The 24,382-nt window shown below is 61.7% G+C and carries 26 protein-coding genes; 7 read left to right on the top strand and 19 right to left on the bottom strand.

Annotated elements, in window-relative coordinates:
• Positions 1–7 precede the first annotated feature (7 nt).
• The 4 genes from PCS43_RS24470 to PCS43_RS24455 all read right to left on the bottom strand — a co-directional run bounded on the left by PCS43_RS24470 (position 8) and on the right by PCS43_RS24455 (position 4,080).
• Positions 8–1,072, bottom strand: coding sequence for an acyl-CoA dehydrogenase family protein (locus tag PCS43_RS24470; protein WP_030535203.1), 1,065 nt, complete (start codon positions 1,070–1,072; stop codon positions 8–10).
• Complete coding sequence (locus PCS43_RS24465; protein WP_021332062.1) at positions 1,069–2,196, bottom strand: acyl-CoA dehydrogenase family protein; 1,128 nt, start codon at positions 2,194–2,196, stop codon at positions 1,069–1,071. The genes PCS43_RS24470 and PCS43_RS24465 overlap by 4 nt, the downstream gene beginning before the upstream one ends.
• Before the next feature lie 58 nt (positions 2,197–2,254).
• Complete coding sequence (locus PCS43_RS24460; protein WP_178377370.1) at positions 2,255–3,403, bottom strand: TetR/AcrR family transcriptional regulator; 1,149 nt, start codon at positions 3,401–3,403, stop codon at positions 2,255–2,257.
• Between the two features lie 122 nt (positions 3,404–3,525).
• Positions 3,526–4,080: a TetR/AcrR family transcriptional regulator gene (locus tag PCS43_RS24455; protein ID WP_007731448.1), complete on the bottom strand. Its 555-nt coding sequence runs from the start codon at positions 4,078–4,080 to the stop codon at positions 3,526–3,528.
• A 185-nt stretch (positions 4,081–4,265) separates the two neighbouring features.
• Between PCS43_RS24455 and PCS43_RS24450 the strand changes: the two genes are divergently transcribed.
• Positions 4,266–5,507 carry a cytochrome P450 gene (locus tag PCS43_RS24450; protein ID WP_209909781.1) on the top strand — a complete coding sequence of 414 codons (1,242 nt, stop codon included), beginning with the start codon at positions 4,266–4,268 and terminating at the stop codon, positions 5,505–5,507.
• On the top strand, positions 5,504–5,914 hold the full coding sequence (locus PCS43_RS24445) for a limonene-1,2-epoxide hydrolase family protein (RefSeq protein ID WP_065455228.1): 411 nt from the start codon (positions 5,504–5,506) through the stop codon (positions 5,912–5,914). The genes PCS43_RS24450 and PCS43_RS24445 overlap by 4 nt, the downstream gene beginning before the upstream one ends.
• A 7-nt stretch (positions 5,915–5,921) precedes the next feature.
• Here the strand turns inward: PCS43_RS24445 and PCS43_RS24440 are convergent, their stop codons facing one another.
• A complete protein-coding gene (locus PCS43_RS24440) occupies positions 5,922–6,176 on the bottom strand; it encodes a hypothetical protein (protein WP_225320132.1) in 255 nt (84 codons plus the stop codon).
• Here PCS43_RS24440 and PCS43_RS24435 point away from each other — a divergent pair.
• Entirely contained in the window at positions 6,163–6,597 is a 435-nt protein-coding gene (locus tag PCS43_RS24435; RefSeq protein WP_245361488.1) for a hypothetical protein, read from the top strand. The two genes, PCS43_RS24440 and PCS43_RS24435, sit on opposite strands and share 14 nt — an antisense overlap.
• A gap of 384 nt (positions 6,598–6,981) precedes the next feature.
• Here the strand turns inward: PCS43_RS24435 and PCS43_RS24430 are convergent, their stop codons facing one another.
• From PCS43_RS24430 to PCS43_RS24395, 8 genes are all read right to left on the bottom strand, one after another.
• Positions 6,982–7,581 (bottom strand): signal peptidase I, encoded by a 600-nt coding sequence (locus tag PCS43_RS24430; RefSeq protein WP_042453547.1) that lies wholly within the window; start codon positions 7,579–7,581, stop codon positions 6,982–6,984.
• 8 nt (positions 7,582–7,589) lie between these two features.
• Positions 7,590–8,195 (bottom strand): SipW-dependent-type signal peptide-containing protein, encoded by a 606-nt coding sequence (locus PCS43_RS24425; RefSeq protein ID WP_021332053.1) that lies wholly within the window; start codon positions 8,193–8,195, stop codon positions 7,590–7,592.
• A 9-nt stretch (positions 8,196–8,204) separates the two neighbouring features.
• Positions 8,205–8,876, bottom strand: a complete 672-nt coding sequence (locus PCS43_RS24420) for a signal peptidase I (RefSeq protein WP_223304718.1) — start codon at positions 8,874–8,876, stop codon at positions 8,205–8,207.
• 65 nt (positions 8,877–8,941) lie between these two features.
• A complete protein-coding gene (locus PCS43_RS24415; protein ID WP_019745195.1) occupies positions 8,942–9,484 on the bottom strand; it encodes a hypothetical protein in 543 nt (180 codons plus the stop codon).
• A 26-nt stretch (positions 9,485–9,510) separates the two neighbouring features.
• Complete coding sequence (locus PCS43_RS24410) at positions 9,511–10,011, bottom strand: alternate-type signal peptide domain-containing protein (RefSeq protein WP_003939763.1); 501 nt, start codon at positions 10,009–10,011, stop codon at positions 9,511–9,513.
• 218 nt (positions 10,012–10,229) lie between these two features.
• A complete protein-coding gene (locus PCS43_RS24405) occupies positions 10,230–11,171 on the bottom strand; it encodes an Ig-like domain-containing protein (RefSeq protein WP_003939877.1) in 942 nt (313 codons plus the stop codon).
• 722 nt (positions 11,172–11,893) lie between these two features.
• Positions 11,894–13,489 (bottom strand): amidohydrolase, encoded by a 1,596-nt coding sequence (locus tag PCS43_RS24400; RefSeq protein WP_209909785.1) that lies wholly within the window; start codon positions 13,487–13,489, stop codon positions 11,894–11,896.
• Positions 13,486–14,445 (bottom strand): DMT family transporter, encoded by a 960-nt coding sequence (locus PCS43_RS24395; RefSeq protein ID WP_151098191.1) that lies wholly within the window; start codon positions 14,443–14,445, stop codon positions 13,486–13,488. Before PCS43_RS24395 ends, PCS43_RS24400 begins: the two co-directional genes overlap by 4 nt.
• 51 nt (positions 14,446–14,496) lie before the next feature.
• On the opposite strand from PCS43_RS24395, the gene PCS43_RS24390 reads away from it, so the two are divergent.
• Complete coding sequence (locus tag PCS43_RS24390) at positions 14,497–15,054, top strand: TetR/AcrR family transcriptional regulator (protein ID WP_003940110.1); 558 nt, start codon at positions 14,497–14,499, stop codon at positions 15,052–15,054.
• A 208-nt stretch (positions 15,055–15,262) separates the two neighbouring features.
• The gene (locus PCS43_RS24385) at positions 15,263–16,903 is read left to right on the top strand and encodes an ABC-F family ATP-binding cassette domain-containing protein (protein WP_151098192.1); all 1,641 of its coding nucleotides are present in this window, start codon (positions 15,263–15,265) and stop codon (positions 16,901–16,903) included.
• Between the two features lie 68 nt (positions 16,904–16,971).
• On the opposite strand, the gene PCS43_RS24380 is transcribed toward PCS43_RS24385, so the two are convergent.
• The 6 genes from PCS43_RS24380 to PCS43_RS24355 all read right to left on the bottom strand — a co-directional run bounded on the left by PCS43_RS24380 (position 16,972) and on the right by PCS43_RS24355 (position 22,441).
• Positions 16,972–17,460 (bottom strand): nuclear transport factor 2 family protein, encoded by a 489-nt coding sequence (locus tag PCS43_RS24380; RefSeq protein WP_030535188.1) that lies wholly within the window; start codon positions 17,458–17,460, stop codon positions 16,972–16,974.
• Between the two features lie 26 nt (positions 17,461–17,486).
• On the bottom strand, positions 17,487–18,800 hold the full coding sequence (locus tag PCS43_RS24375; RefSeq protein WP_007731424.1) for an MFS transporter: 1,314 nt from the start codon (positions 18,798–18,800) through the stop codon (positions 17,487–17,489).
• A 76-nt stretch (positions 18,801–18,876) separates the two neighbouring features.
• Complete coding sequence (locus PCS43_RS24370; RefSeq protein ID WP_003940616.1) at positions 18,877–20,334, bottom strand: FAD-dependent oxidoreductase; 1,458 nt, start codon at positions 20,332–20,334, stop codon at positions 18,877–18,879.
• Positions 20,331–21,113, bottom strand: a complete 783-nt coding sequence (locus PCS43_RS24365) for an SDR family NAD(P)-dependent oxidoreductase (protein WP_039973229.1) — start codon at positions 21,111–21,113, stop codon at positions 20,331–20,333. The genes PCS43_RS24370 and PCS43_RS24365 overlap by 4 nt, the downstream gene beginning before the upstream one ends.
• The gene (locus tag PCS43_RS24360; RefSeq protein ID WP_007731420.1) at positions 21,106–21,942 is read right to left on the bottom strand and encodes an SDR family NAD(P)-dependent oxidoreductase; all 837 of its coding nucleotides are present in this window, start codon (positions 21,940–21,942) and stop codon (positions 21,106–21,108) included. The genes PCS43_RS24365 and PCS43_RS24360 overlap by 8 nt, the downstream gene beginning before the upstream one ends.
• A 49-nt stretch (positions 21,943–21,991) precedes the next feature.
• A complete protein-coding gene (locus PCS43_RS24355; RefSeq protein WP_054781475.1) occupies positions 21,992–22,441 on the bottom strand; it encodes a nuclear transport factor 2 family protein in 450 nt (149 codons plus the stop codon).
• A gap of 138 nt (positions 22,442–22,579) precedes the next feature.
• Here PCS43_RS24355 and PCS43_RS24350 point away from each other — a divergent pair, with 138 nt between their 5' ends.
• The gene (locus PCS43_RS24350) at positions 22,580–23,302 is read left to right on the top strand and encodes an IclR family transcriptional regulator (RefSeq protein WP_003939719.1); all 723 of its coding nucleotides are present in this window, start codon (positions 22,580–22,582) and stop codon (positions 23,300–23,302) included.
• Between the two features lie 114 nt (positions 23,303–23,416).
• Entirely contained in the window at positions 23,417–24,382 is a 966-nt protein-coding gene (locus PCS43_RS24345; protein WP_007731415.1) for a pirin family protein, read from the top strand.

Raw genomic sequence — 24,382 nt, 5'->3', positions numbered from 1 at the left:
GTCAGGATTACAGCTTCAATGTCGGTTCTGGGTCGGTGATCAAGCGGTGCAGTGACGGCGACGCCGCTACGGCCTCTCCTAGTTGCGTCGCACTCGCGATTTCGTCGCCGAACTCCGATCGCCAGGCGTGCAGTCGACGCGTCAGTTGTTGCAATCGGTATTCGCGGGTCATGCCGATTGCACCGTGTGCCTGGTGGGCGGCGCGGACGCTCACGAGCGCATTCTGCGAAACCACCAATTTGGTTGCGCTCACTTCGAAGTCGGCGTCGCCTCTGATGAGTGCATGTGCAGTGCGATCGACGGCCAGCGTGGACATCGAAGCCATCTGAGCAAGCGTCACGATATGCTGCTGGACTGCTTGAAACTGCGCGACGGGCCTACCGAATTGCACCCGGTCGGACACATAGCGCCGGGTCAACGTCGACGCCGACTCCATCGCTCCCGACATCTGCACCGAGCGCAAGAACGCGCCGAGCTTGCTGAGAATCCGGGCATCGACCGGGTTGTCGCCGTCAATGGTCCGCGCTTCGGAGAACGTCAGGCTCTCACGCGGTTGCCCCGCAAGATCCGTCCCGCCACCGATCTCGGCGTCGGAGATGTCAAGGAGTACGACGCGATCACCGAGAACTGCTGCCAGCACTGATGCGGCACTACCCCACGGCACGTCGTGAAAGGTTCCCGACAGGAAACCGTCGTCGGTCCGGCGCACATCGTCGCGCGGCGAACCCGGGGCGACCGTTGCGATTCCGGAGGGCACGGGTAACCCGCCCGCTGTTGCCAGCCTGCCCGCGAGGTACGTCTCGGCGAGCGGCAGCGGCGCAGCGTGCCTCGCCGCCGCGCGCTGGACAGTCACGGCGTCGAGGAGCGAGCCACCGGAACCACCAACCGATTCGGGAAGACCGACCAGAGGTAACCCTAGTTCGACTGCCGCGCTCCATAATCCGGCGGGCAGACCGCCGATCTCCGCCTGCGCTACCACCTCGGTGCCGGACTTCTCGGCGAAAAATTGCTCGACCATCGATTCGAGGTCGGCGTCGAATGTGTACGCGTTGATCTGTGACCCCGAATTCATCGGTCCAACCCTTTCATGATTACGGTGCGGAGAATTTCGTTTGTACCGCCGCGAATCGACCACGACGGCGCCACCAGCACGGCCCGGGCGAGCAGCGACTCGTACGGATCGTCGGATGCAAGGTCCGGAGCCCGGCCGAGGTGCCGCGCGACGGTCGCAACACAGTCCTGTTCGAAGCGTGTTGCCATCTCCTTGATCAGCGCGGCCTCCGTGACCGGCGAGCGACCGGCGTCGACCATCCGTGCGATGGACAGCGACATCCCGCGAAAAGCCCAGCAGCGTGCGGTAATCGAGCCCAGATCGGCGAGGGCAGCTGGACCGCCTTGCGCTGCTTGGTTGGCCGCGAAGTTCTCGAGGACCGGCATCAGCGACATCCAACGGTCGACGCCACCTCGCTCGAGTGCGAGTTCACCGGTGTTTTGTCCCCAGCCCGCTCCGACGTCTCCGAGGCGACGCGAATCCGGCACGAAAACATCCTGGAACGACACCTCGCAGAAGTCCTCACTACCGTCGATGAACGGAATGGGTGAGACGGTCAGACCCTCGCTGTCGCGATCGACGATCAGCTGAGTGAGTCCGTTGTGCTTGTCTGCCGAGGTTCGAAGCAGGGCGAGTATGTGTGTGGCATGGAAGGCGCCGGTGGTCCAGATCTTGGTGCCGTTGACTTTCCAGCCACCATCGACACGTTCGGCGCGAGTGCGCACCGATGCCAGGTCCGAACCCGAGTCGGGCTCACTCATCCCGATCGAGAACGAGAACTCACCGCTCGCGATACCGGGAAGGAAGTACCGCTTCTGTTCTTCCGTGCCGTTGGCGGCGATGCTCGGACCCGACTGTCTGTCTCCGATCCAGTGATAGCCGACCGGCGCTCCCCGCGCGAGAAGTTCTTCGACGACGACCAATCGATCCACTGCTGACCGTCCGCCCCCGCCGTATTCCTTCGGCAGCGACATGCCGAGCCACCCACGTCGACCCAGATCTCGCGAGAACACCGGATCCACCGCCCCGGCCATCCCGAGTCCGAGCGAGTAGGTACCGGGGGTGAGTCGCTTGTCGAGGTACTCCCGCACTTCAGCCTGAAGAGCAAGCTCCTCGATCGTCAGTTCTGTTGCGTCGAAACGCATGACGTCTCCGATCAGTTTCGTGAGTCGATCCGCCGCCCGTGGCGCTTACCCGAATTTTTCATGCGCCCAGCAGCAGGGCGCAGCCGATCTCGAAGAGTCTGTCCGACAGGTCGTCGCGACGGCGAAGCCGGCCGATTCGGACGGCGTTCTCCACAACTGTCAAAGTGGCATTGACGGTGATCCTGGCGGTGGCGGACTCGAGGCCCGGACGGACTTCTTCGAGCATCTTGACCCATAGCGCGACGTACTCACGTTGATTCTGTTCACACGTGCGGCGGAACTTGTCCGGTAATTGGTCGAGTTCGCTGATCAACAACCCGATCAAATGACGCTCGTTGATCGCGAAATCGATATGTGCGGCAAGCAATCCGGACAGCGCGTCCTCCGGGCCGGTTGCGGCGCCGAGAGCCTGTGCAACGCCGAGCCGGCGACGCTCGCCGCCCCTCGAGACCGCGGAGATCAGCAGGTCGATCTTGGCATCGAAGTGGTTGTACACATTCGGGCCTGTCGTTCCTGCAGCCTCACCGATGTCCTCGGTATTGACTGCTTGATATCCACGCTCGTCGAACAGCCGAATTGCTTCGGTCAACAAGAGTTCACGTCTGGGTATCACAACGGGCAGGTGACCCGTTGCCGCCACGACTTTCACTTCTGAGCGACCCAGTTCCGCGTATGCAGCGCGGTCTGCCAACTCGACAAGCAGCAGTTCCATCTGACGCCTCGGCAAGGACACTCGATGCGAAGACACACTGTTGAAGACTGCGATGACAGCCCAGGCGAGCAGATAGCTGTCTTCCTCGTCGAGGTCGGGACGCTCAATTCGGATCAGCGCTGCATCGCGCGAAGCTGCACTCTTGAGGGTCGAACGCATTTCCTCACGTTGCTCGTCAGGCAGATAGCGTGCCTCTCGCTGCCACAGGAGCGACAGACCCCGACGTTTGGACACCGATGCCGCAAGTTCGGTGATCAGTGTTTTCAGATCCTCGGCACCTGCGACCCGATCGTAGAGCGATTCGATGCCTGCGTTGACCGCGGCGTAGAGGAGATCCGGCTTGTTCTTGAAGTGCCGATAGAGCGCAGGTGCCGTGATTCCAACTGCAGCAGCCACCTGAGCGACAGACACGTTGTGATAACCGTGCTCACGGAAAAGCTCACCTGCAGCCGCAAGAATCTGCTGCTTACGGTCGCGGGGCCTGCGTACGACCATCGTGACTCTCTCCTTCGCGGCAGCGGACACGCTCAGAGTACCGAGCCGAGGAATGAAGCAATGAACCGAACCGTCTACAGCAGCGACGATCCGATGCACCGTTCACGAACACGGAATCCCGCTCAGGAGTAGATGAACGACTCGACCATCCCTCGTTCGGCGGCCCTGTCTGCAAGAGGCCACGCCAACAGCATCAACACGATCCGAACCACCCACTGCGACTCTTGACCTTCAGGATCCAATCCTGCAAGTTCCAGTGCAGTACGCGGGAGCAACGGCGAGGACACGAGATACTCGTCGATTCCGTTGGCCCGCGCTGCCGCAAGGCCGTGGCTCATGGCAGCGTCGGATCTGATCGCGTCGACGGCGACGAGGATCGACTCCACGATGCGCTCGTCGCCGTGCAGTGATTCGACGGCAGTTGCGACCTGGCTCGCCACGGATGCCGCGCCTCGTGACAACAACCCCTCGCGGATCGCGGACTTGCCACCTACGTAGCGGTAGAGCGTTGCCCTCGAACAGCCTGCGCGGGCAGCGACGTCGTCGGCGTTGAACCGATCGAATCCCTGTTCTCGAATCAGCTCTGCCGCAGCCGCGAAGATGCGCTCGGTTGCGAGTTCACGGCGGTTACCGCCGGCCAACCAGTCGGCGGCGCGGCGCTCGTTTGCACCGGTCACTCTCCGTCACCTCGTCTCACTCTGAGACAGATTCAATCAGAAATCTCAAGGCTACGGAAGGCCGCGAGCCTCTGACCTGGGAGAAGTACGAGGGGGTTGAAGTGCGTGAGATTTTCTCAAAATGCCAGTTCAGAGGCATTTTCCACCTGTTGACTTCTCCTCGACGGCCGTGAAATCTTCCCTTCGTGACACCATCGACGCTCGACATCAACCCTTTCCTGCCGTCGAACATCGACGACCCGTACCCGCTATACGACGTACTCCGGCGCGAGCACCCCGTGTACCGCATTCCTGATACCGACTTCTATCTGGTGTCCACGTGGGAATTGGTCACCGAAGCCGTTTCCCGTACCGACGACTTCTCTAACAACCTCACCGGCGTGCTGGTTCGTACACCGGACGGTTCGGCCGTGACCTTCGACATGAACGGCGGCGGCCAAGCTGTTCACGTTCTCGCGACTGCCGACGAGCCCGACCATCAACACCAGCGCAAACTTGTCTTGCCGACACTGGTCGCCAAACGTATACGAGCACTCGAGCCGGTGATGACCGAGTACACGCAGCAGTTGTGGGACAACGGCTTCGACGGTCGAAGGATCGAATGGGTCACGTCGGTAGCGGACACGCTGCCGCTGCAGATGGTTGCCACGCTGATCGGCCTGCCGGCACACGACGTCCCCCAATTGCTGGCGTGGTCGTACGACAGCACCGAACTTCTCAGCGGCATCGTGACGTCGGAGCGTTTGACAGGCGTCGTCACCTCGGCGGCCGAACTCACCGGGTACCTCTACAGCAAGTTTCGTGACGCACGGGCTCACCCGGTGGATGATCTACTCGGAGACCTCGTCCGTTGCTGTGACGCAGGCGAACTCAGCGAAGACGTGGCCGTGCTGATGTTGGTGCAACTCGTCGGTGCGGGTGGCGAATCGACCGCCGGACTGATCGCCAACTCTGCACGGTTGCTCGCCGAGCGCCCTGAGATTCAGACGCAGCTGCGCGAGGACCCTCTACTCGTGGGCGCGTTCCTGGAAGAAACGCTCAGGCTCGAGTCACCCTTTCGCGGACATCACCGACATGTCAACGCGGACACGACACTCGGTGGCATGACACTGCCCGCCGGCAGTCATCTCATACTGCTGTGGGGTTCGGCGAACCGCGACCCCGAGTCGTTCGTCGAACCACAGGTGATGAACCTCGACAGAGTCAATCCCCGAGCACATTTCGCCTTCGGCAAAGGAGCACATTTCTGTGTCGGGGCCGCGCTGGCTCGTCTGGAAGCAAAGATCGCGATCGCAGTCCTTCTCGAAAACAGTGCGCACTTCACAATCGATTCCGAATCCCCACCCCGTTGGGTCCCCAGCATGTTCGTGCGCCGCCATCAAAGCTTGCACCTGAACGTCTCACCCTGTCGTGAGGTCACACCATGAGCCCCGAAGAACTGGTCACTGCCTTCTGCGCCGAGTGGAAGCTCGGTAGTGCCGAGACAATCGCATCGTATTTCAGTGAAGATGCTGTATACCATAATATTCCGATGGAACCGATCGTCGGACGCGTCGAGATCCTGACTTTCCTGGAAGGCTTCATCTCGGCCTTCGGTGGGATCGAATTCACGATTCATCACCAGTCCGCCAACGGTGCGACCGTACTCAACGAACGGACCGACCGATTCGACCTCGGCGACAAACACGTAGTCCTGCCGGTCATGGGAATCTTCGAGATCATGGACTCGAAAATTGTGGCATGGCGTGACTATTTCGATCTCGCACCGATCAACAAACTGTTGGCCGTGCCCCCGGGTCCGGAGACCCGGGGGCACAGTCGAGAGGTCGAGTGATGAGCCGCTACCCGAAGTCAGGCATGTTCTGCCCGCTGTCCTTGTAGAACTTCCACGTGCCGTCCTGCGGCGACTCCATGATGCGGTAGACCTCGGTTGCCCCCACAATCCACAACTGGCCGTTGTACCAGTGCAGAGTGGAACCCGATTCGACACGGCCGCTTGCGAGTTCGTTGCCGTCGGCGTCGACGACCGCAACCTTGTTTCCACCCGCGGTCCAGCCTCCGGTGAGACCACCATTCTCGACTGTGTCAGTAAGCACCGGCTTCGGGTCCGCTGTCGGAGAAGTCTCCGGCGACGTGGTTCCCGGCGTAGTCGGTGCCGAGGTTGTCGTGTTCGGTGTCGTCGTGGTGGTCGGGGCCTCGGTTGTGCTCGTCGGCTCGGTAGGCGTTGTCGGAGAGGCGGTCTCGCTCGTCGACGGAGCTTGTGAGGTGGTCGATTCCGACTCGACAGCTTCCGGCTCGGTCGCAACCATCGCTTCGGCCTGCATCCTGCTCAGAGGGTTCGCGCCGTTCGGCGCCGGGGTGCTCGGATCCCAGGTGGAGACGTTCTCCCAAGCCTGGTTTGGCTTGCTTGTGCTCGAACTACCCTCGCACGCGGTGCGACCACTAACCCAGTCTTTGAAAGACATGCCGGCGCCGGTTGTATATCCCGACGAGGTCATCGGGCCATTTATGGTGTAGACCCTGATGTAAAGTCCCGAGCGATCCGAGTCAGATACGCTCGACCACTGAAGTTGCGTAGCGGTGAAGGTCCTTGTGTCCTTGACGGTGTTGTTACTTCTGTTCATCAGTTCGACCTTGTAACCCGTTGCCCCGGGTACAGCGCTCCAATAGGGGTTTCCACGCTGGCTCGTGACAGAACCTGAGGTCGAGCACCCGATACTTGCGGTCAGCGGCGTCGGATAGAAGTTGCCCGTCGCCACCTGTGCGCCAGTCGAATTGACTACGTCAGTTGGATTTGCCAACGTCCCAGTGGCCTGAGCCAGACCGAAAGCCATTGCAGCAGCGCCGCCGACAGCGATCAACGACCGCAGCGACTTCATGCGGGTGCTAGCCCGTCGCATTTCAATCATTATGAGCCTCCTGAAGCTCCCCGCAGGTTTCGTCAGCATCGACGCGGGCGTCATTTGTAGTGGCGGCGCGGGCATTCTCCAGACGCCGGTCTTTAGTTCGTCCAAATGCGATGACCAGCACCGCGCCTACCAATCCGCCGCCAAGGAAGGTTGCGAGCGGGCTGGAAAGCCAAGCAACGACATAGCCGAGCCCGCCGACGCTGATGAACACTCGGTCGGCCTCGGTGATGGTGTAGGGCAGTCGATCAGCCACATTGTTGGCATCGCCCTTGAGCGTGGCGAGCACGGTGTCCGCTCCTGCCGATTCGAGTTCGACCACGCGGTGGGTGATGCGCACGCCTTGGTCGTTGTCGACGCTGATCACGTCGCCGACAGCCAATTCAGTTGCAGGCACGGTCTTCGCCAGCGCCAGCGCACCGGTGGAAATTGCAGGTTCCATCGAACCCGAGCGAAACACCAGTGGTTTGATCCCGAATATCAGGGACGCGAGAGTGGCGATTATGCAGATGAGCCCGGCGACCGCAGCCACATTCAAGGCAATTTCCTTGCCACGACTGCGTCCCACGCTCACCTCCTCATCGGTGCTGTCCATCGCGATGATCACTGCCCCGTTGCGGTGAAGTTGAAGCCCAGATCGGCGATCTTGAACTGCTCCGTCTGACCCGCGGTCGAATCGACGGTCACCTTGATGCACACCTGCTCCGAAACACCGGCAGCGAGTGATCGGCCAGAGACGAGTGTCGGGTTCCCGGAGAACGCTTGCTGCGTCCCGATGATCGGTCCTGAACAGGTACTGCCGTCGTTGGCGCCGGTCTGATGTAGGGAAACCTTGAGCTTCCCGATCAGCGCGGACGAACCCGTGGCCGTTGCCGATACCGCCCACTGGAAGTTGGCAGTTCCGGTGTTCTGAACCGTCAATGCCCCAGCCTCACTCTGGCCTGGCAGCATGCTGTTGCGCTTGAGTTCGGTGAATTGGTGTGCGGGCCGCTGGTTGTCGACTTTCAGCTGGACCGACGAAGTGCTGAACATGCCGGTGGTCGCAGTAGCGCTGTCGGACCACGCCGCCATCGTGCCGACCGCTCCGAGGCCCAGGACCATGCCCAGTGAGAGCACGGCCCGGGTCCGTATCCAACCGGTCTCGCCCAGACGGCTTCGCATCCGCGCCCCGAGACGCGCGTCGCCGCCCGATTTCTGTTCTGTAGACATTCTGCTGTCCTATTTCGATTCGGAGGTTGGTGCCGATGGATCGGCGGGCAATACCGGCGCGCCGAGTTCAGGGCCGGAAAGAGTCGGGTCTGTGCCACTTTCGTCGTCACCGGCCTTGCCCCGCTTGTCGCGGATGCCACTGACGACCATCCACACGGCATATACAGCCAGGCCCGCAGCTACGCCTGTGGTGAGAATCGAACGCGATTGCCCGTTGATCACCGAGTTCACCCGGCCCAGATACGGCACCGAGTAGATGACCCGACCACGGATCTGCTCGGGCACCAGCGACCACGAGTCGGCGACGGGGTTGTTGTCGCCGCGAGTGTGGATGCGACGCTCCCCTTCCCCCGTGTAATAGATGCCTTCGATGCGGTGGGTGACCACCGCTGGATCGCCGGAGACGGGCTGGAACGTGATCACGTCCCCGGTGGTCAGATCCTCGTTGGGGGTCGGCTTGACCACGATGAGCGTGCCAGGGGGCATGGTCGGTTCCATCGAACCGGTGAGAACCGTGTACGCGGTGGAGCCGGTGAGTCGAGGGATAACGACCATCACCGCGAGAATGCCGACCATCAGCAGCAGCAGTACCCACGAGACGATGGTGCGAGTCCACCACCATAGGGTGGTCTTGTCGTCTCCGCCTTGTTCGGGATCATGTTGCCGCTCAGATGTTTCCACGTGTGCGCTGTGCCGGGGTCGATACTCGGCACGTTCGCCTGCACGCCGGCTTCTCGCGGTGACGGTCATGACTGGCTCACTGAGCTTGCGTCGAAAGTGAACGTCGCGTTGGACTGCTGGCTCGCTGCCGCGCCCTGGCCCAGCGTGGCCCGCAGGCACAACACCTGCATCTGCCCGGCCGGAACCAGCTGTTCGGAAAAGGCCGCGCCGTCCATGGCACCGTTGTAGAGCTCAGTGCCCACGTCGCCAGTGGCGGTGCAGGCCGCCTCGTTGGCTACCTTGGCCACGCGCAGGCTCAGCGGCGGTGGGGTCGCGCCGTTGAGTACAACATCGGAAAGCACGTAGTTCATCTGCACGTTGCCGGAGTTGATCACCGGCAGTGGCATCTGAATGCTGTCGCCCGGGCCCTTGTTGTCCAACTTGAACCCATCGAGGTTGAACTGCTTGACCCCTTCTCCGCCGGCAGAGATATCGAGCATGCCTGCCTGGATAGTGCCGCCGGTCGATTCTGCGGTATCGCGCCACAGCGCGCCGGTCTGCTGCACCGAGACGAACCCGATGAGCAGAACCGACGACGCTGCGATCGCCCATTTGTATTGGGTCTTCACGTGACCTTCTTCTGGTTACGGATTAACTACGGGGTGAGCGTCTGCTCGAGGGTGACCGAGGCTCCCGACAGCGTGGCTGCCTGGCCAGCGCCGTCCGTGTTGGTGGTGTCCGGCTTGAACGTGATCGTCGTGGTGATATCGCGCGTGCCAGTGCCCGCGGAGACGCTCGCGTTCTGACCACCGGCAGTCGCGACCTCCAGCTTGCTCGCGAGAGCCCCGGAGATTCCGCCGACGGTAGGTGTCAGCGTCGCCTTCAGGTTTGTGCCGACGAGGGTGTAGTTGTACGTGGCGGTGTAGGTGAGTACGTCACCGGGGACAATTTTGTCGCTGGCCGGGTTGAACGTGTTCGCGCCGAGCTTCCATACGCCGGAGCCGGCCGCTTCGCTGATCGTCATCGAGCCGGCATTGACGGTCTGGCTTCCGCCAGCGCCGGTCGACGCGTTCCACGCAGCCATGGTTCCGGCACCACCTGCGAGCAGAACAGCAGCCGCACCTGCGGCGATCGCACCCTTTGTGGTCTTGTTCATCTGGCATTCCTCCTGTGCAGTTCGCGGCGGGACATCCGACGCGCTTGGTTGAGCCCGGGCCGTGCGGATGTGCACTCCGGTGAAACAGCCCCAGGAAGGGGCATGGGAAATGAAGCCGCCGAATTGAATTCGGTGACCGAGAAGGTTGGCGATGCGCGGAGATGGTCGAGATCGCCCCGCGCATCGCGAGGTCTAAGTGGCCGGTTGGGCCGGAGTGGTTATCCGCCGAGGCTGCCGAACAGGTCGAGACTTCCGAGCGAACCGGTGCTGCTTCCGAGCGAACCGCTGCTGCTGCCACCTGGATCGGTGGTTTTCGCCGTGACCTTCACCGTCACCGCGGTAGAGGCCGGGCTGGTCCCACCCTCATTTGTCGCAGTGGCGGTGATCGGATGACTGCCGGGCGTGGTGATCGTCAGGTTGCAGCTGAAGTTCCCACTCGTATCCGCGGTGGCGGTGCAGGTGGCGCCGCCTCCGGTCACGGTGACGGTACTGTTCGGCTCTGCCTTGCCGGAGACCTTGACGGGTGTGCCCGCCTCTACTTCGGCCGAACCCAGAGTCAAACCGGTCGGCGCACTGGGAGCAACAACGACGGGCTCGCCCTCCACCAGGACGAGACCCCACCCGGGGTTGATCTCGTATCCCTGCAAAACTTCGCCGGCAGGGATGCCAATCATGAAACCAGCCATCACGTTGGCGTTCTGTGCGAGAGGCGTTTTCACCAGCTCGATCCGCGTCGACGAATTCGCATTCGGCCCGATCACGAACTGCTGGCCGACCTGGCCGTCGAGCTTGCCCCGCACTGTCGCAGTGCCGCCGCCCGAGACGGACCAGCTCTCACTGAAAAGAGTGAGCGTGGCAGGAAGGTCGCAGACATTACGAACGTTAAAGGCCAACTGCGTGCCCTCGTCACCGGGGATCGGGATGTAGTCGGTTCCACTGGGATCGAAGGCCGCCGGCTTCACCCAGGGTCCACCGTTCTGGGACATCTCCAGGCACTGGTCAGTGATGTCGTCGCCCGGGGCGGCCGCGGCGCTACCAGGTGCAAGCAGCGCACCCGAGGTCGCGAGGAGCAGTGCAGCCGGCAGAGCCGCCAACACAGCAGTGGCGCGCCGGGGGAGACGGGATTCTCGTCCGTCCCCGACCGGGAAAAATCGAGGCATGTGAAGACTCATTTCGTCTGTCCCGTTGCCGGGCATTGGGTGAAGAGATGGCGGAACGAGGTACATCCGCCATCGGTGCCAAACATGTTGCAGAAAGCTTGCGAGCCGAACCGTGACGCTGTGCATGCCCTCGCTCATACATAGCAACCGCTCCGCTTCGGATCAATTTTTATCACACGTATCAGCTTTTGTGGCGGTTTTACTGGTCAAACGTTCAGAAGGAATTTCGACATCCCTCAAGGGCTAATTCTGCACCCTGACCAGTACCGTTAGAAATAGTTAGCTGTGCATCGCAACTATTTACCAAAAAGTGTTCTGCGATCGAACGGGCGATTCATTCCGATCCAAACAAGAACAAGTTCTAGCTACTCTTGGTATGTCCGGGAATCCACGAACGAACTCGCCGAGAACAGCGACCCTCGAGCAAACAGAAGGATCGAGCCGTTTCGAGACCCCCGCATTTCGTCCACTAGCGCCACGGACACGGGCGCCATCGATCGCTGCGCCCCGCCGGATCGGCCGGCCAGGACAAACTCTCGCGCGCTCCGAAACCAGCACTCCACCAATAACTTTGTCCGACCATCGAATCGCGACTGCCCGTTCTGCATCCAAAGCTGTGGGCCGGGAAGCAAATTCGCTCCCCGGCCCACGTGCATCTACAGTTGCGAAGCCGGTAAGGAGTTGACTACCGGCACCCAATCCCAAGGTAAAACGACGAGCATCTACGCCCCGAAGACGGTCTCACCTCCGACAACCGTGCGCAGGACCGACAATTCATTCAAGTCTGTCGATTCGCTGCGCAGCGGATCTCCGTCGAGCACAACAAAATCCGCCAAAAGTCCCACCACTATCCGACCTTTGTCCGATGACTCACCGGTGAGACGAGCGGCTGCGCTTGTGTAGCCGGCCAGCGCCTCGGACGCGGAAACCCGTTGCTCCGCACCCAGAACATGACCTTCTCGCGTCACACGATGTACGGCGGTGTTCATCGTGAAGAGCGGGTTCACTGGAGTGACAGGGCAGTCGCAATGCAGCGCGTAGGCAAGCCCCGCCGCCACGACCGACGCCACGGGGCTGATCCGCTCGCCGCGACCCGGTCCGAGAAAACGATCGCGGTGCCGGTCACCCCAGTAGTAGACGTGGTTCACGAAGATCGACGCCACCACCCCGAGTTCGACCATCCGCGCGATCTGATCTTCCCGCAACGTCTGAACGTGCTCGAGGCGATGCGAAACTTCGATGTCCGGGTGCGCCGTCCGTGCCGCTGCAATTGCGTCCAATGCAAAATCGATGGCCTGATCACCGTTGGTATGAATCGCAACCTGTCGGCCGGCGGCGTGATGTTCCTCGACGAGTGCCCCGAGCGCACCTGCCGGGATTGCCATTCCGCCGCAGTGGCATCCGCCCAGATCGTGGTACGGCGCGGTCAGCGCAGCGGTGTGCAACTGAATCGACCCGTCCGAAATGAGTTTGACGCCGCCCACACGAACTCGGTCTGTCGAATCGGCGAGTTCACCCAACTGATCGTGCACCCCGTGGCCGAGATAGAGGCGCGCACGCAGCCTCAAGTCACCATCGGCGTCGAGTTGCCGGTACGCCTCGTACATCTCGGCCGTGACGTACATGTCGTGGAAACTCGTCACGCCCACCGACGCCATGACTTCCTGCGCCCGCAGCATCGCGATCTTGGACGCGTCCGGGTTCATATCCGGAACAAGTCCGTGAACCAGAGACATCGCCGGAACCTCGCACAGTTCACCGGTGGGTACACCGTCGCTGTCCCGAACGATGACACCACCTTCCGGATCGACCGTGGTGGCATCGATTCCGGCCTTCTCCAGTGCGACCGAGTTGACATAGATCCCGTGAGCAGACAAGTGCCGCACCAGGATCGGATGCTCGGTGGAAGCTTTGTCCAGATCAGCTACGGTCAGGCCTCGATCTTCCGCCACGAGGCTGTCGTCGAAGCCCCACGCTTCGATGGGCTCGCCAACTGGTGTGATCGCGGCCCGCGCGGCCAACGCCGTGATCAACTTCTCGATGGTCGGGCACGTATTCGTCGTTGCGTCGACCCCACTGAGCATCAAACCCCACATCATCGGATGAAGGTGCGTCTCGATGAACCCCGGCACAACCACCGCTCCGGCGAGATCGACAACGGAGGTTTCGGAATCGGTCAGCGCCGAGATCTCGGCGTCAGTTCCGAGGGCGACAAATCTGCCGTCCTTGACTGCCACAGCGGTGGCGTTATCGCCGACCGCACCGTCCATGGCCCTGATGTCGCCGTTGATGTAGATGTGGTCAGCCGCCGTGGTCATACGCTTGTCTCCATTCGTTTTCCGACAACAGTCGTCGAGGATTTCTTCGCGGGTATCCGCGTCGCCACAACCACTCCGGCCAAAATCATTCCGGCACCCGCAAGTTGGACGAGAGTTGGGGTCTGTGCAAGCAGCACTGCGCCGAACAACAGTGCTGACGCCGATTGCAACACGAGGCTGGCGGCGACTGCACTGGCAGGCAGACGCTGACTGGCGCTGGCTACCAGCAGCCACCCGATCACCTGAGATACCAACGCGAGCAGCACAAGCCAACCTTGAGCTACGAGTGACGGTGTCAGATCCAAAGTTCCACTCACGAGGCCGTATGCACCTGCCGTGAGGGCAGTGGCTCCCGTCGAGACGAACATCGGCAACGCCGTTCTGCCCGCCGCCCGAGTAGCCAGACCCATGAGGAAGATGTAGACCGCGTACGCGCCTGCGGCGATCACGGCAAACGACACTCCGACAGCAGGATTCGACCCGGTGAGCGTTGTGCTCGTCCCGGCTACCAGAGCAACTCCGACGAAGAGCAACGGAAGGCTGGCGACCAGTTCCCGGCCGATCCGTTGGCGCAGGACAACGTAGCCGAGGATTGCGACGAACAGCACCTGCAAATTCAGGATCACAGTCGAAAGACCTGCCCCGATCGAATGAATCGACTCGTGCCAGAGCACCAGATCGATTCCGAGGAACGCGCCGGCAAGTAGAGACTTCACGATCCAGGGCGCCGAGATCGCAGGCCGGGGTGACCGACGACGCTGAACGAGCACGAGCATGCCGAGAGGGATGAGCGCATAGAGACACCGAAAGAATGCACCCGTCGACGGAGACACTCCTGAGAGTTCGTAGAGCACCGAGGTCAACCCGAGGATGCATGCACCGGTGACGACTACGCGCAGGTCACGACGGCGTAGTTGATCGCCGGACGGCTCGCGTGGCGATACTTCATCACTCATGGTGATAATGTATCACCGACGCGAAGCCTGTCATACAGGGAAGATGCGTGCATGAGAACTCCGGTTACCCGTGAACGCGTGATCGCTGCCGCAGCCGATCTGGTCGACAGCAAAGGCGCCGACGCTCTGGTACTGAGTCAACTCGCCGAGACCCTCGACGTCCGGCAGTCAGCGCTGTACAAACACGTCGACGGGGTCGACGACGTCCACCATCAACTCAGCCTCCTCGCACGCAACCTTCTCGCCGAACAACTGCGTGCCGCCGCGGTCGGTCTCTCGCGCGACGACGCCGTCATGGCGCTCGCGGACGCATGGCGTGCGTTCGTCCGAGTACACCCCGGGCTCTACGCCATCACCGACCGCTACCCCACTGCTCCGCATCCCGATCTGGTCTCCGCCGTCGGCGAGGTGGTCGACGTCATCAACAAGGTGATCGCGGGATACGGTCTGAGCCCAGATGATTCGGAGCAGGCGGCGTGGTCTCTTCGCAGTGCGCTGCACGGCTTCTGCATCCTCGAATCGGTAGAGGGACAACCGGCCGGCACCGACCCGGATCGGGTGTATCGACGACTGGTCGAACTTCTCTGCGCCGGTATTGCTCGTATGTAGATACCGGCTCCTGTTATCGTCGGATGAAACAACACAGACCAAAAAGGATCAGACATGGTTGGTGAACTCGACATCTCCGGATAAAACCGGGCATGACGGCCACCGGCAGACGCCTCGGAGCGCTGCCGTCGTGGCCATGTTGTCGTTCACTTACCCGACTCTTCGCGGAGCAGCGTTGCCGCGCCCGCACAACACCTGAGGTCTATTCATGTCCGATACCTACATCGTTTGCTCGAATCTGTCTTTTGCCTGGCCGGACGACACTCCGGTCTTCGACGAATTGTCATTCACCGTGCCCGGCGGCCGAACCGGGCTGGTGGCCCAGAACGGCGTCGGGAAAAGCACTCTGCTCAGATTGATCGCCGGCCAGTTGCGGCCGCGCGCCGGCAGTGTGTCCGTCGACGGCGTTCTCGGATACCTTCCGCAGGACCTGCCACTGACGGGCGATCTGACCATTGCCGAGGTCTTGGGCATCGCCCCGACGCTCGCTGCGTTGGACGCAGTCGAATCCGGGGACACACGAGAAGAACACTTCACGACAATCGGCTCCGACTGGGATATCGAGGAACGAACGCGAGCCCAACTCGGTCGACTCGGTTTGGCCGACATGACGTTCGATCGTCGCCTCGACACTCTGAGCGGCGGGCAGGTCGTCTCGCTCGGACTGGCGGCGCAACTCCTGCGACGCCCCGATGTCCTTCTCCTCGACGAACCCACCAACAACCTCGACCTGGACGCGCGCCGCAGGCTTTACGACGTTCTCGACGACTGGAGTGGTTGTCTGTTGGTGGTCAGTCACGATCGAGGACTACTCGACCGCATGGACCGCATCGCCGAACTTCACAGCGGCGAGATCAGCTTCTACGGTGGCAATTTCACCGACTACGAAGCCGCGGCACGCTCGGCTCGCGAAGTGGTGGAGAAGAACATCCGCAACGCTGAGCAAGAGGTCAAGCGCGAGAAGCGCGAACTGCAGCAGGCCCGAGAACGTGCTTCGCGACGCGCAAGTAACGCTGCCCGCAATCTCGGGAACGCGGGCTTGCCCAAGATCTTTGCGGGGACCATGAAGCGCAATGCTCAGGAGTCGGCAGGCAAGGCCAACGAGACACACCTCGCCCGGGTCGACGCGGCGAAGGACCGACTCGACAAAGCGGGCCGCGCTCTTCGAGACGACCAGACGATTTCACTCGAATTGCCTGGCACACATGTACCCGCCGGCCGGACGGTGTTCCTCGGTGAGCGAATGCAATTCGCGTTCGGTGATCATGCGATCTTCGCCGACTCCGGAATCGACCTGGCCATTCGAGGACCGGAGCGTATCGCGTTGACCGGGCCGAACGGCGTCGGAAAGTCGACGTTGCTACGCATCGTCAACGGGGATGTGGCGCCGACTTCCGGTGAGATCACGCGAGCCGACGGTCGAGTGGCATACCTGTCGCAGAGGCTCGACCTACTCGACCCCGCACGCACCGTCGCAGAGAACTTTGCCTTGTCTGCTCCAGGCCTACCGGCACCGGAACGCATGAACATCCTGGCGCGCTTCCTCTTTCGGGGTGCGGGTGCTCATCTTCCCGTCGCTGCACTCTCGGGCGGTGAACGACTGCGGGCTACATTGGCGTGCGTTCTCTTCGCCGATCCGGCCCCGCAGCTGCTTCTTCTCGACGAGCCGACCAACAACCTCGACTTGGTGAGCGTTGCTCAACTCGAAAGTGCCCTGAATGCATATCAGGGGGCGTTCGTGGTGGTCAGCCACGACGAGAGATTCCTGGCCGAGGTCAAGGTCGAACGCTGGCTCAGGCTCTCGGACGGCCGTTTGACCGAGGTCGCCGCACCGGGCGCAGTGGGCTGACACGAGAAGTGAACAGGCGAAAGGCCTTCACACACGATGTGTGTGAAGGCCTTCGTCTGCACTACTGGTCAAGGCGTCCTGGTGTACACCGGATCGTCGAAGGATCGACGTTGCGTCACCCAGTCCGTGGACAGGATGTTCTCGATCACGTCTTCACGGGATTCGTCGAACACGACAATCCGATCGGCGATTCGCCATTCACCGTGGCGCCTTTCGAACCTGTCGACGTAACGGCATTTGATCGTCGCAAGCGTCTGCACCGTATCCGTACCGGAACGCTCTTGCCGCAGAAAGCACAAACAGTACGACTCGCACTGAGCGACATCGCCGTTGACGTCGATCAGTATGTTGGAAATGCAGTGAATCGACGAGTCGATCGTCTTGTGTCTGAGCTTCATGTCTTCGATCAGCCCGTCGACGGTTCCGATGTAACCGCCGTGGTTGTCTATCGCGTCGTCGAAGTAGCAGAGGGCCACGCTGTCGAAATCCTTCCGATCGACGGCCCGAGCGTAGCGATACAGAACTTCGGTGATTTCTTGCTTGTCAGCGAGGGACACGGTCAGGCTCCTGTTCTACCCGATGATCAATCAACCTGCAGTTCAACACCCTTGGTCTCCTTGATGAAGAAGACCGTGACGAGGGTGATCACCGCACAGAAGACGAAGTATCCAGCCGGAGCGAGAGAGTTACCGGTCAAGCTGATGAGATAGGTGGCGATGAAAGGCGCGGTGCCACCGAGGAACATGTTGGTGACGTTGTTACCCAATGCCAGACCGCTGTACCGCACAGATGCTTTCAGCATTTCGACATAGGTCACGTACGAAGCACCGTTGACAACGGAAACGCAGATGAAGAGCACTGACTGACCGACAACCGCCTGCCAGATGCCAGAACCGGCCATCATCATGAACATCGGGATTCCGAGAACCACTGCGGCGGCACTACCGGCGAACAGCACCGGCCGACGCCCGTACTTGTCTGCCATGTATCCCGAGATCGGCAACGTGATGACGCCGAGAACCAGTGCAAGAGAAGTGGAAAGGAAAGCAACGCGCGACGAATGACCGCCGGTGGTCTGCAGGTACGTCGCGGCATACACCGAGGCGATGTAGTAACCGCCGGTGATGAGTGCGCCCAGCAGGATGATCTTGACGACGCTGCCACCGGAGGTGCTGAGCAACTCACGGATGGGAAGCTTCTTGGTCTCACCCTTGTCCTGCAGTTCTTCGAACTGAGGAGTGTCTTCCATCTGGCTGCGGATCCAGATACCGATGCCACCGATCAGCAGGCTGAGCAGGAACGGGATACGCCAAGCCCATTCGAGGATCTGCTCTTGCGAGAACACCGACGTCAGGCCGAGGGCCATGAGCGAAGCTGCCAGCGAACCCAGGTAGGTGCCGGTATTGACCATCGAGGTCTGCGTCGCACGCCACCGTTTGGGAGCGGACTCGGAGACGAACGCGTTGGCGCCGCCGAGTTCACCGCCGGCCGCGAAGCCCTGCAGGCAACGAGCCAGAACCAGGATGGACGTCGCCCACACACCCAACGTGGCGTAAGTCGGCAGCAGGCCCATTCCGGCTGTCGCGAGAACCATCAGGAGGATGGTCCAGGACAGCGCGTTCTTGCGGCCGTACTTGTCGCCGATGTGGCCGAAGAAGATGCCGCCGGGCACGCGTAGGAAGAAGGCCACGGCGAATGCTGCAAAGGTACCGAGCAGTGCTGCGTTCGGGTCATGGGAAACGAAGAACAGCGCGGCGATCGTCGTGGCCATGTATCCGTAGATACCGAAGTCGTAGTACTCGACGACGGTACCGACGATGGCCGCGCGAATTACCTTCGTCGTCGACTGTCGTTCGGTTGCCACGCTGCTGCCCTCGGTGGATTCGGCTCTCGCCATGGTCTCATTCTCTGACATGTTGTTCCCTGCCTGGATTGGATACTGACTGGATTCGGTGCCGCGCAGACGTCGGACGTCAGGAGTGCGCGATGGAATGGACCGGTGCGCTCTCAGCGCTGGTCCTGGTGTAATTCGCCGCATTACGTCCCGCTACGCGGCCCATGGTCAAAGCGTTGGCAACCGCATTGCCGCCGCCCACGTATCTCAGTCCGAGGATTCCGGCGCCGGCCTCACCTGCGGCGTACAGACCCTCGATAGGTACTCCGGTGCTGCCGAGCACGGCCGCATCGGTGTTGATCTCCATTCCCGCATGCGTACAGACGAGCTCTGCCGGAAGGATTTTCGCGGCATAGAACGGAGCTGTCGCAATAGGATCCGGATTGCCGACGGCACCCTTGTTCCGCAACGTGCGATGGCGGAGGAAGTCGTCGTCGTGACCGCTGGGCAGTTGGTCGTTCCATCGACGCAGGGTTTGCGCCAACGTCGCAACCGGAACACCCGTAGCCACTGCGAGGTCTTCGATCGTGTCCGCACGAATCGTGCCACCGGCGGCAACTTCTTCCTCGATGCGTTCGGGATTCCAATCCGCATATCCTGGAGCCAGATTCACGCGAGCGTTCTCGTCGAAGATCATCCAACCGTATCCACCCTGATGGTCGATGATGCCGGTCGAGACCGCGTACGAGCTGTCCTCGTCCATGAAACGACGGCCGTCCTGGTTGACGTAGATCCGCGACTTCGGCGGAAAGCCGGCCTGCCAGTGGTGGAATCGCTGGAAGTAGACGGTGGGCAGCATCAGACCCCAGCCGTCGCCCGCCAGGGAAGCACCGAGGTCTTCGGCAAAACGAAGATGGTCTCCGCGGCTCCCCTCGGCTGCGACGACGAACAAGGCCTCTCCGGCCTTGTTCGCGTCCGGGAAGTGGCGTTCCACCAAACCCGGATCTTGCGCGAATCCACCGGAGGCAACAACGACGGCGCCCGCAGGCACCTCGATGTCGTCGGCGACAACGCCGACAACCCGACCGTCTTCCTCGATCAGCTTCTGCACCCGTGTTCCGAAGATGACCTCGATCCCGTGCTTACGACGAGCCTTGTCCAGCACCTGAATCAGTCCGTATCCCTGGTCCTTGGGCACGTGGCCGCGCCAGACGTCCTCGACGCCGGCTTGGGCGAGTCCCGGCTGGTGAGCGTTACCCGAGATCGCCGCGGGAATCTCGACGCCGAGTCCGATGAGCCATTCCAGTGTCGGACCGGCGTTTTCGCAGAACGCACGAATCAATCCGGGTGAGAGCATCCACTGGTTGAGGTCCATGTAGTGCTGGAAGAACTTCTCTGCCGAGTCGTCGACGCCGAGGCCGGCCTGCACGCTCGTTCCGGCGGCCGTGAAGATGCCGGCCGACAGCGCGGTGGATCCACCGAGTTCGGTTTCGGATTCGAACAGCAGAACGGATGCGCCTTCTTCAGCTGCCGACACCGCAGCGGCGAGACCTGCTCCGCCGCCACCGATGACAACGACGTCCCAGTGCTCGGTCATGAAAGTTCTCCAGTCTCCGCGATGATGCGGTGGTAAAGACCGTTCGACACCAACCCGCCGTCGACAGTGAGTTCCGTACCGGTGGTGTAGGTCGAACTGTTCGAGAGCAGGAACAGCACTGCTTCGGTGATCTCGTCGAGAGTTCCCATGCGTCCGAAGGGAACCGACTTCAGTGACGCGGCGACGAAGTCGTTCGCGCCGCCGAGCAGCGCCGTACCGACCAGTCCCGGGTGCACCGAGTTGACGCGAATCCCCCACTGCGCGAAGTTACCTGCGGCCGACTTCGACAGACCGGTCAGACCCCACTTGCTCGACGAGTAAGCCGGAGAGAAGTATCCGATCTGACCGGCGATGGACGAGATGTTGACGATCGATCCGCCACCACTCTCGCGCATCAGCGGCGCCACCGCCTTCATACCGTAGAACGGGCCGAAGAGGTTGATCTTCATGGTCAGTTCCCAGATGTCGTTCGGGGTGTCCATGAATTCGAGCCGACGCGAGATGCCGGCGTTGTTGACCAGTCCGCCGAGTTCCCCACGGGTGGTGCGAATTTCGTCGACAACCCGGTCCCAGGCATCGACATCGGTGACGTCGAGAATATGAGCGGACGCCGATCCGCCTGCGGCGACGATGTCGTCGACCACGCCGGATGAATCCGAAACATCGGCAATGCAGACATGCGAACCGCGCGCGGCGAGAGTGCGCGCGTGATGCGCCCCCATCCCGGCAGCACCGCCGGTAACGAGAACGACGCCGGGATATGTCGTGGACTCAGACATGCCGCGAACCACCGTCCACCGCAATGCTGTGCCCGGTGACGTAACGCGCGCTGTCCGAGAGCAGGAACAGCAGCGGGCCGAAGACCTCTTCGGGCGAGCCCAGACGATGCAGTGGTACCGCGTCGAGTGCGTTCGCGAGCGCGATCGGATCTTCCTGGACCCACTTCGTCATCGCCGTGTCGATGTAGCCGGGTGCAATGGAGTTGACCCGAATACCCTTGTCGCCGAACTCCACTGCGAGAGACTCCGTGAGGTGCGCAACGGCAGCTTTCGACGTGCAGTATGCGCCTCTCCCCTTCCGCACACGCAGCGCAGACACCGAAGACATGTTGACGATGGCGCCGCCGGGACCGAGGTGACGTGCCGCCGCCTGAGCACCGTAGAGCACTCCCTCGACATTGACACTCAGCGTTGCGCCGATCTGCTCCGGGGTGATCTCCTCGGCCAGCGCAAACGGGAAGATACCCGCATTGTTGATCCAGAAATCAACCCGGCCGAACTCCTTCAACGCCAACTGCGCAAGCAATTCATGCTCGTCGGGCTTGGTGACGTCGACCCGAGCTCCGACGACGCGACCCGGCTTGTCCGCCAGTGCATTCGATTCGAGGTCCGTGTTGATTCGTGCGGCCGTGGCGAGCATCTGCTCTTCGTTGATGTCGGCGCCGACGACATGTACGCCGCGCGTTGCCAGTCCTTCGGCGAACGTCGCACCCATACCCTGAGCCGCGCCGGTCACCACTGCGACCTTGCCTGCCAACTCCGGGTACACCGCCGACATCTGCGTCACAACGGTACGGCCCGGGTTCGTCTGGTCAGAGCTTTCGGTCATGATGTACTTCTCCTACTGAATATTGTTGTGCAAGAAACATTTCGGTACTTCAAGCTTGTTCGGACGCTCGGGGCGCGTCGTCGCGGGAGACGGTGCGGCGGGCGATCTTCCACCCCTCACCGACCCGAACCACGTGATCTGTGACAGTTGTCATCCGCACCAGTCGCGAGTCTCCGCCGCGAGCGGTGGCAACGATCTGCAGGTACCCGTGCACTGTGAGAGCACTCTCGTCCACCGCCTCGACGACGAGATTGGTCAGAACGTGGCGATGCACCTCGTCGGCAGCTTCCGCCGCAGCGAAGAAGCGAGCAGCAAAAGCCGCAAGGTCGTCGAAACCGACCACAGGTTCCGGATAACTGGGGGAATGAAACTCACCGCCATCGGTGAATGTCTGCGCCCAATCCTGCTGGCGCCCAGAGTCTATGCAATGACTCTGGTGGCCGTACAGCTGGTGAATTGCGGCAACATCCTCCGTTGCCACGACGCTGTAGTTGCTCATGAAGGTTCTCTCCGAACACGCTGCGCTGCATCCACCCGAAGGTTGTGCAGCTTCGTAAAGTGTGCGATAATCGCACACACTGTGCGATATATTCAAAGCGTAGGTGGCATACCTCACAAACGTCAAGAAAGGGATTTGATGTCAGAGCTGAGCGAGGAACACCGACCGCGCAAAAGTGCAGTTCAAGTGGACTCCAGCATGTCGAAAACGCTGCACCACGGACTCGAGATCCTGGAACTCCTGACGTCTTATCCGCACGGCTTGTCGGTCACCGACATCGCCGACGGAGTGGGAGTCCACCGAACCGTCGCACATCGGTTGATCCGCACGCTCGAGGCTCATCACCTGTGCCGCAAGGACTCCTTCAAGCGCGTCACTCTCGGCGCCGGCCTGGTCACCCTCGCCGAACCGGTGGAACAGGATTTGCGCACTCTCGCTCGCCCGATACTTCAAGAACTTGCCGAGGCCACCGAGGCGACAGCGCACCTGGTGGTCCGCGAGAGCGATACCGAAGTGCGCGCGCTGATGGTGGTCGAACCGCGCAGCGCCAAGGTTCACGTCGCGTTTCATCCAGGGCAGGTCGATCCGATCGACCGCGGCTCCGCCGGGCTTTCCATCCTTGCCTCACTCCCGCCGACGAGCGGGGAACGAGAGGAAGTGACGGCGGCACGCGCACGCGGCTACGCAGTGACCGTCGGCGAGGTCATCCCGTCCGTCCTGGGAATCTCAGCGGTGATCCCCGGCCGACGCCGCGACGCCATCTCCAGCCTCGGAATTTCCGTCTTCGACTCCGAGGACCAAGCAGCGCTGGGCGCCGAGGTCATGGCAGCGGCAAAAACCCTCGGCAGCATGTTGCGCTGATCCGAACACCAGTCGAGCCCCGGGAATACCCGGGGCTCGACTTTGTTGACTCCGAATGAGATAGTTGAACAATCAACTACCTGACATCAGCTTCACGGATACAAGGAGTACGACATGCCTGCTGTGACAGTCGAGAACATCTTGGCCCTGCCCCGTCTCGACGAGCCGGCAGAGTCAGCAGTCGACCGCCCCGTCAAGAGCATCACCACCGCACCGGTCGGATACGAAGGTGAAGGCTTTCCCGTTCACCGCGCCTTCGCCGGCATCGACCTCTCCGCCCTCGATCCCTTCATCCACATGGACCAGATGGGCGAGGTCAACTACGCACCCGGAGAACCCAAGGGCACACCGTGGCACCCGCACCGCGGCTTCGAAACCGTGACCTACATGATCGACGGCATCATGGAGCACCAGGACTCCAACGGTGGCGGTGGCATTATCGGCGGCGGCGACACCCAGTGGATGACCGCGGGTGGCGGCATCCTCCACATCGAAACTCCGCCGGAGCACCTCGTCCTCAGCGGCGGCCTTTTCCACGGCGTCCAACTGTGGGTCAACCTGCCTCGCGACAACAAGATGGCATCTCCGCGGTACCAGGACATCACCGGTAACAAGGTGGCCCTGCTTTCCTCGCCGGACGGCGGAGCCTTGGTACGCGTCATCGCCGGAGACATCGCCGGCCACGCCGGACCCGGATCGACGTACACACCCATCGCGCTCTCCCACACGACTGTGGCCCCGGGTGCGAGCCTGACGCTTCCGTGGAACCCCGAGTTCAACGCGATCGTCTACGTCCTCGCCGGCGAAGGCACGGTCGGGGCCGAGCGTCGGCCCATTCGTGTCGGACAGACAGCTGTCTTCGGACGCGGTGACTCCATCACCGTCGCCGCTTCCGATCGCCAGGATTCACGGACCGAATCTCTCGAGGTATTCATCCTCGGCGGCAAACCGATTCGTGAGCCCATCGCGATGGCCGGGCCGTTCGTCATGAACACCAAGTCCGAGGTCATGCAGGCCTTCGAGGACTTCCAGGCCGGACGCCTGGGATCCATCCCGGCGGCACACGAGACGCTGAGCTGA

Origin of the sequence: Rhodococcus sp. C-2, from assembly GCF_027854095.1 — a bacterium.
Taxonomy (GTDB): domain Bacteria; phylum Actinomycetota; class Actinomycetes; order Mycobacteriales; family Mycobacteriaceae; genus Rhodococcus_F; species Rhodococcus_F qingshengii.
Note: the sequence above shows the minus strand (reverse complement) of the source record. Positions and strands in the feature narration are given on the sequence as shown.

What these genes read in the sequence shown, in the direction of transcription:
- PCS43_RS24470 (WP_030535203.1), bottom strand. Translation starts at nt 1,072, where the DNA reads ATGAATTCGGGGTCACAGATCAACGCGTACACATTCGACGCCGACCTC.
- PCS43_RS24465 (WP_021332062.1), bottom strand. Translation starts at nt 2,196, where the DNA reads ATGCGTTTCGACGCAACAGAACTGACGATCGAGGAGCTTGCTCTTCAG.
- PCS43_RS24460 (WP_178377370.1), bottom strand. Translation starts at nt 3,403, where the DNA reads ATGGTCGTACGCAGGCCCCGCGACCGTAAGCAGCAGATTCTTGCGGCT.
- PCS43_RS24445 (WP_065455228.1), top strand. Translation starts at nt 5,504, where the DNA reads ATGAGCCCCGAAGAACTGGTCACTGCCTTCTGCGCCGAGTGGAAGCTC.
- PCS43_RS24430 (WP_042453547.1), bottom strand. Translation starts at nt 7,581, where the DNA reads ATGGACAGCACCGATGAGGAGGTGAGCGTGGGACGCAGTCGTGGCAAG.
- PCS43_RS24425 (WP_021332053.1), bottom strand. Translation starts at nt 8,195, where the DNA reads ATGTCTACAGAACAGAAATCGGGCGGCGACGCGCGTCTCGGGGCGCGG.
- PCS43_RS24410 (WP_003939763.1), bottom strand. Translation starts at nt 10,011, where the DNA reads ATGAACAAGACCACAAAGGGTGCGATCGCCGCAGGTGCGGCTGCTGTT.
- PCS43_RS24405 (WP_003939877.1), bottom strand. Translation starts at nt 11,171, where the DNA reads ATGCCTCGATTTTTCCCGGTCGGGGACGGACGAGAATCCCGTCTCCCC.
- PCS43_RS24400 (WP_209909785.1), bottom strand. Translation starts at nt 13,489, where the DNA reads ATGACCACGGCGGCTGACCACATCTACATCAACGGCGACATCAGGGCC.
- PCS43_RS24395 (WP_151098191.1), bottom strand. Translation starts at nt 14,445, where the DNA reads ATGAGTGATGAAGTATCGCCACGCGAGCCGTCCGGCGATCAACTACGC.
- PCS43_RS24390 (WP_003940110.1), top strand. Translation starts at nt 14,497, where the DNA reads ATGAGAACTCCGGTTACCCGTGAACGCGTGATCGCTGCCGCAGCCGAT.
- PCS43_RS24385 (WP_151098192.1), top strand. Translation starts at nt 15,263, where the DNA reads ATGTCCGATACCTACATCGTTTGCTCGAATCTGTCTTTTGCCTGGCCG.
- PCS43_RS24375 (WP_007731424.1), bottom strand. Translation starts at nt 18,800, where the DNA reads ATGGCGAGAGCCGAATCCACCGAGGGCAGCAGCGTGGCAACCGAACGA.
- PCS43_RS24370 (WP_003940616.1), bottom strand. Translation starts at nt 20,334, where the DNA reads ATGACCGAGCACTGGGACGTCGTTGTCATCGGTGGCGGCGGAGCAGGT.
- PCS43_RS24365 (WP_039973229.1), bottom strand. Translation starts at nt 21,113, where the DNA reads ATGTCTGAGTCCACGACATATCCCGGCGTCGTTCTCGTTACCGGCGGT.
- PCS43_RS24360 (WP_007731420.1), bottom strand. Translation starts at nt 21,942, where the DNA reads ATGACCGAAAGCTCTGACCAGACGAACCCGGGCCGTACCGTTGTGACG.
- PCS43_RS24355 (WP_054781475.1), bottom strand. Translation starts at nt 22,441, where the DNA reads ATGAGCAACTACAGCGTCGTGGCAACGGAGGATGTTGCCGCAATTCAC.
- PCS43_RS24350 (WP_003939719.1), top strand. Translation starts at nt 22,580, where the DNA reads ATGTCAGAGCTGAGCGAGGAACACCGACCGCGCAAAAGTGCAGTTCAA.
- PCS43_RS24345 (WP_007731415.1), top strand. Translation starts at nt 23,417, where the DNA reads ATGCCTGCTGTGACAGTCGAGAACATCTTGGCCCTGCCCCGTCTCGAC.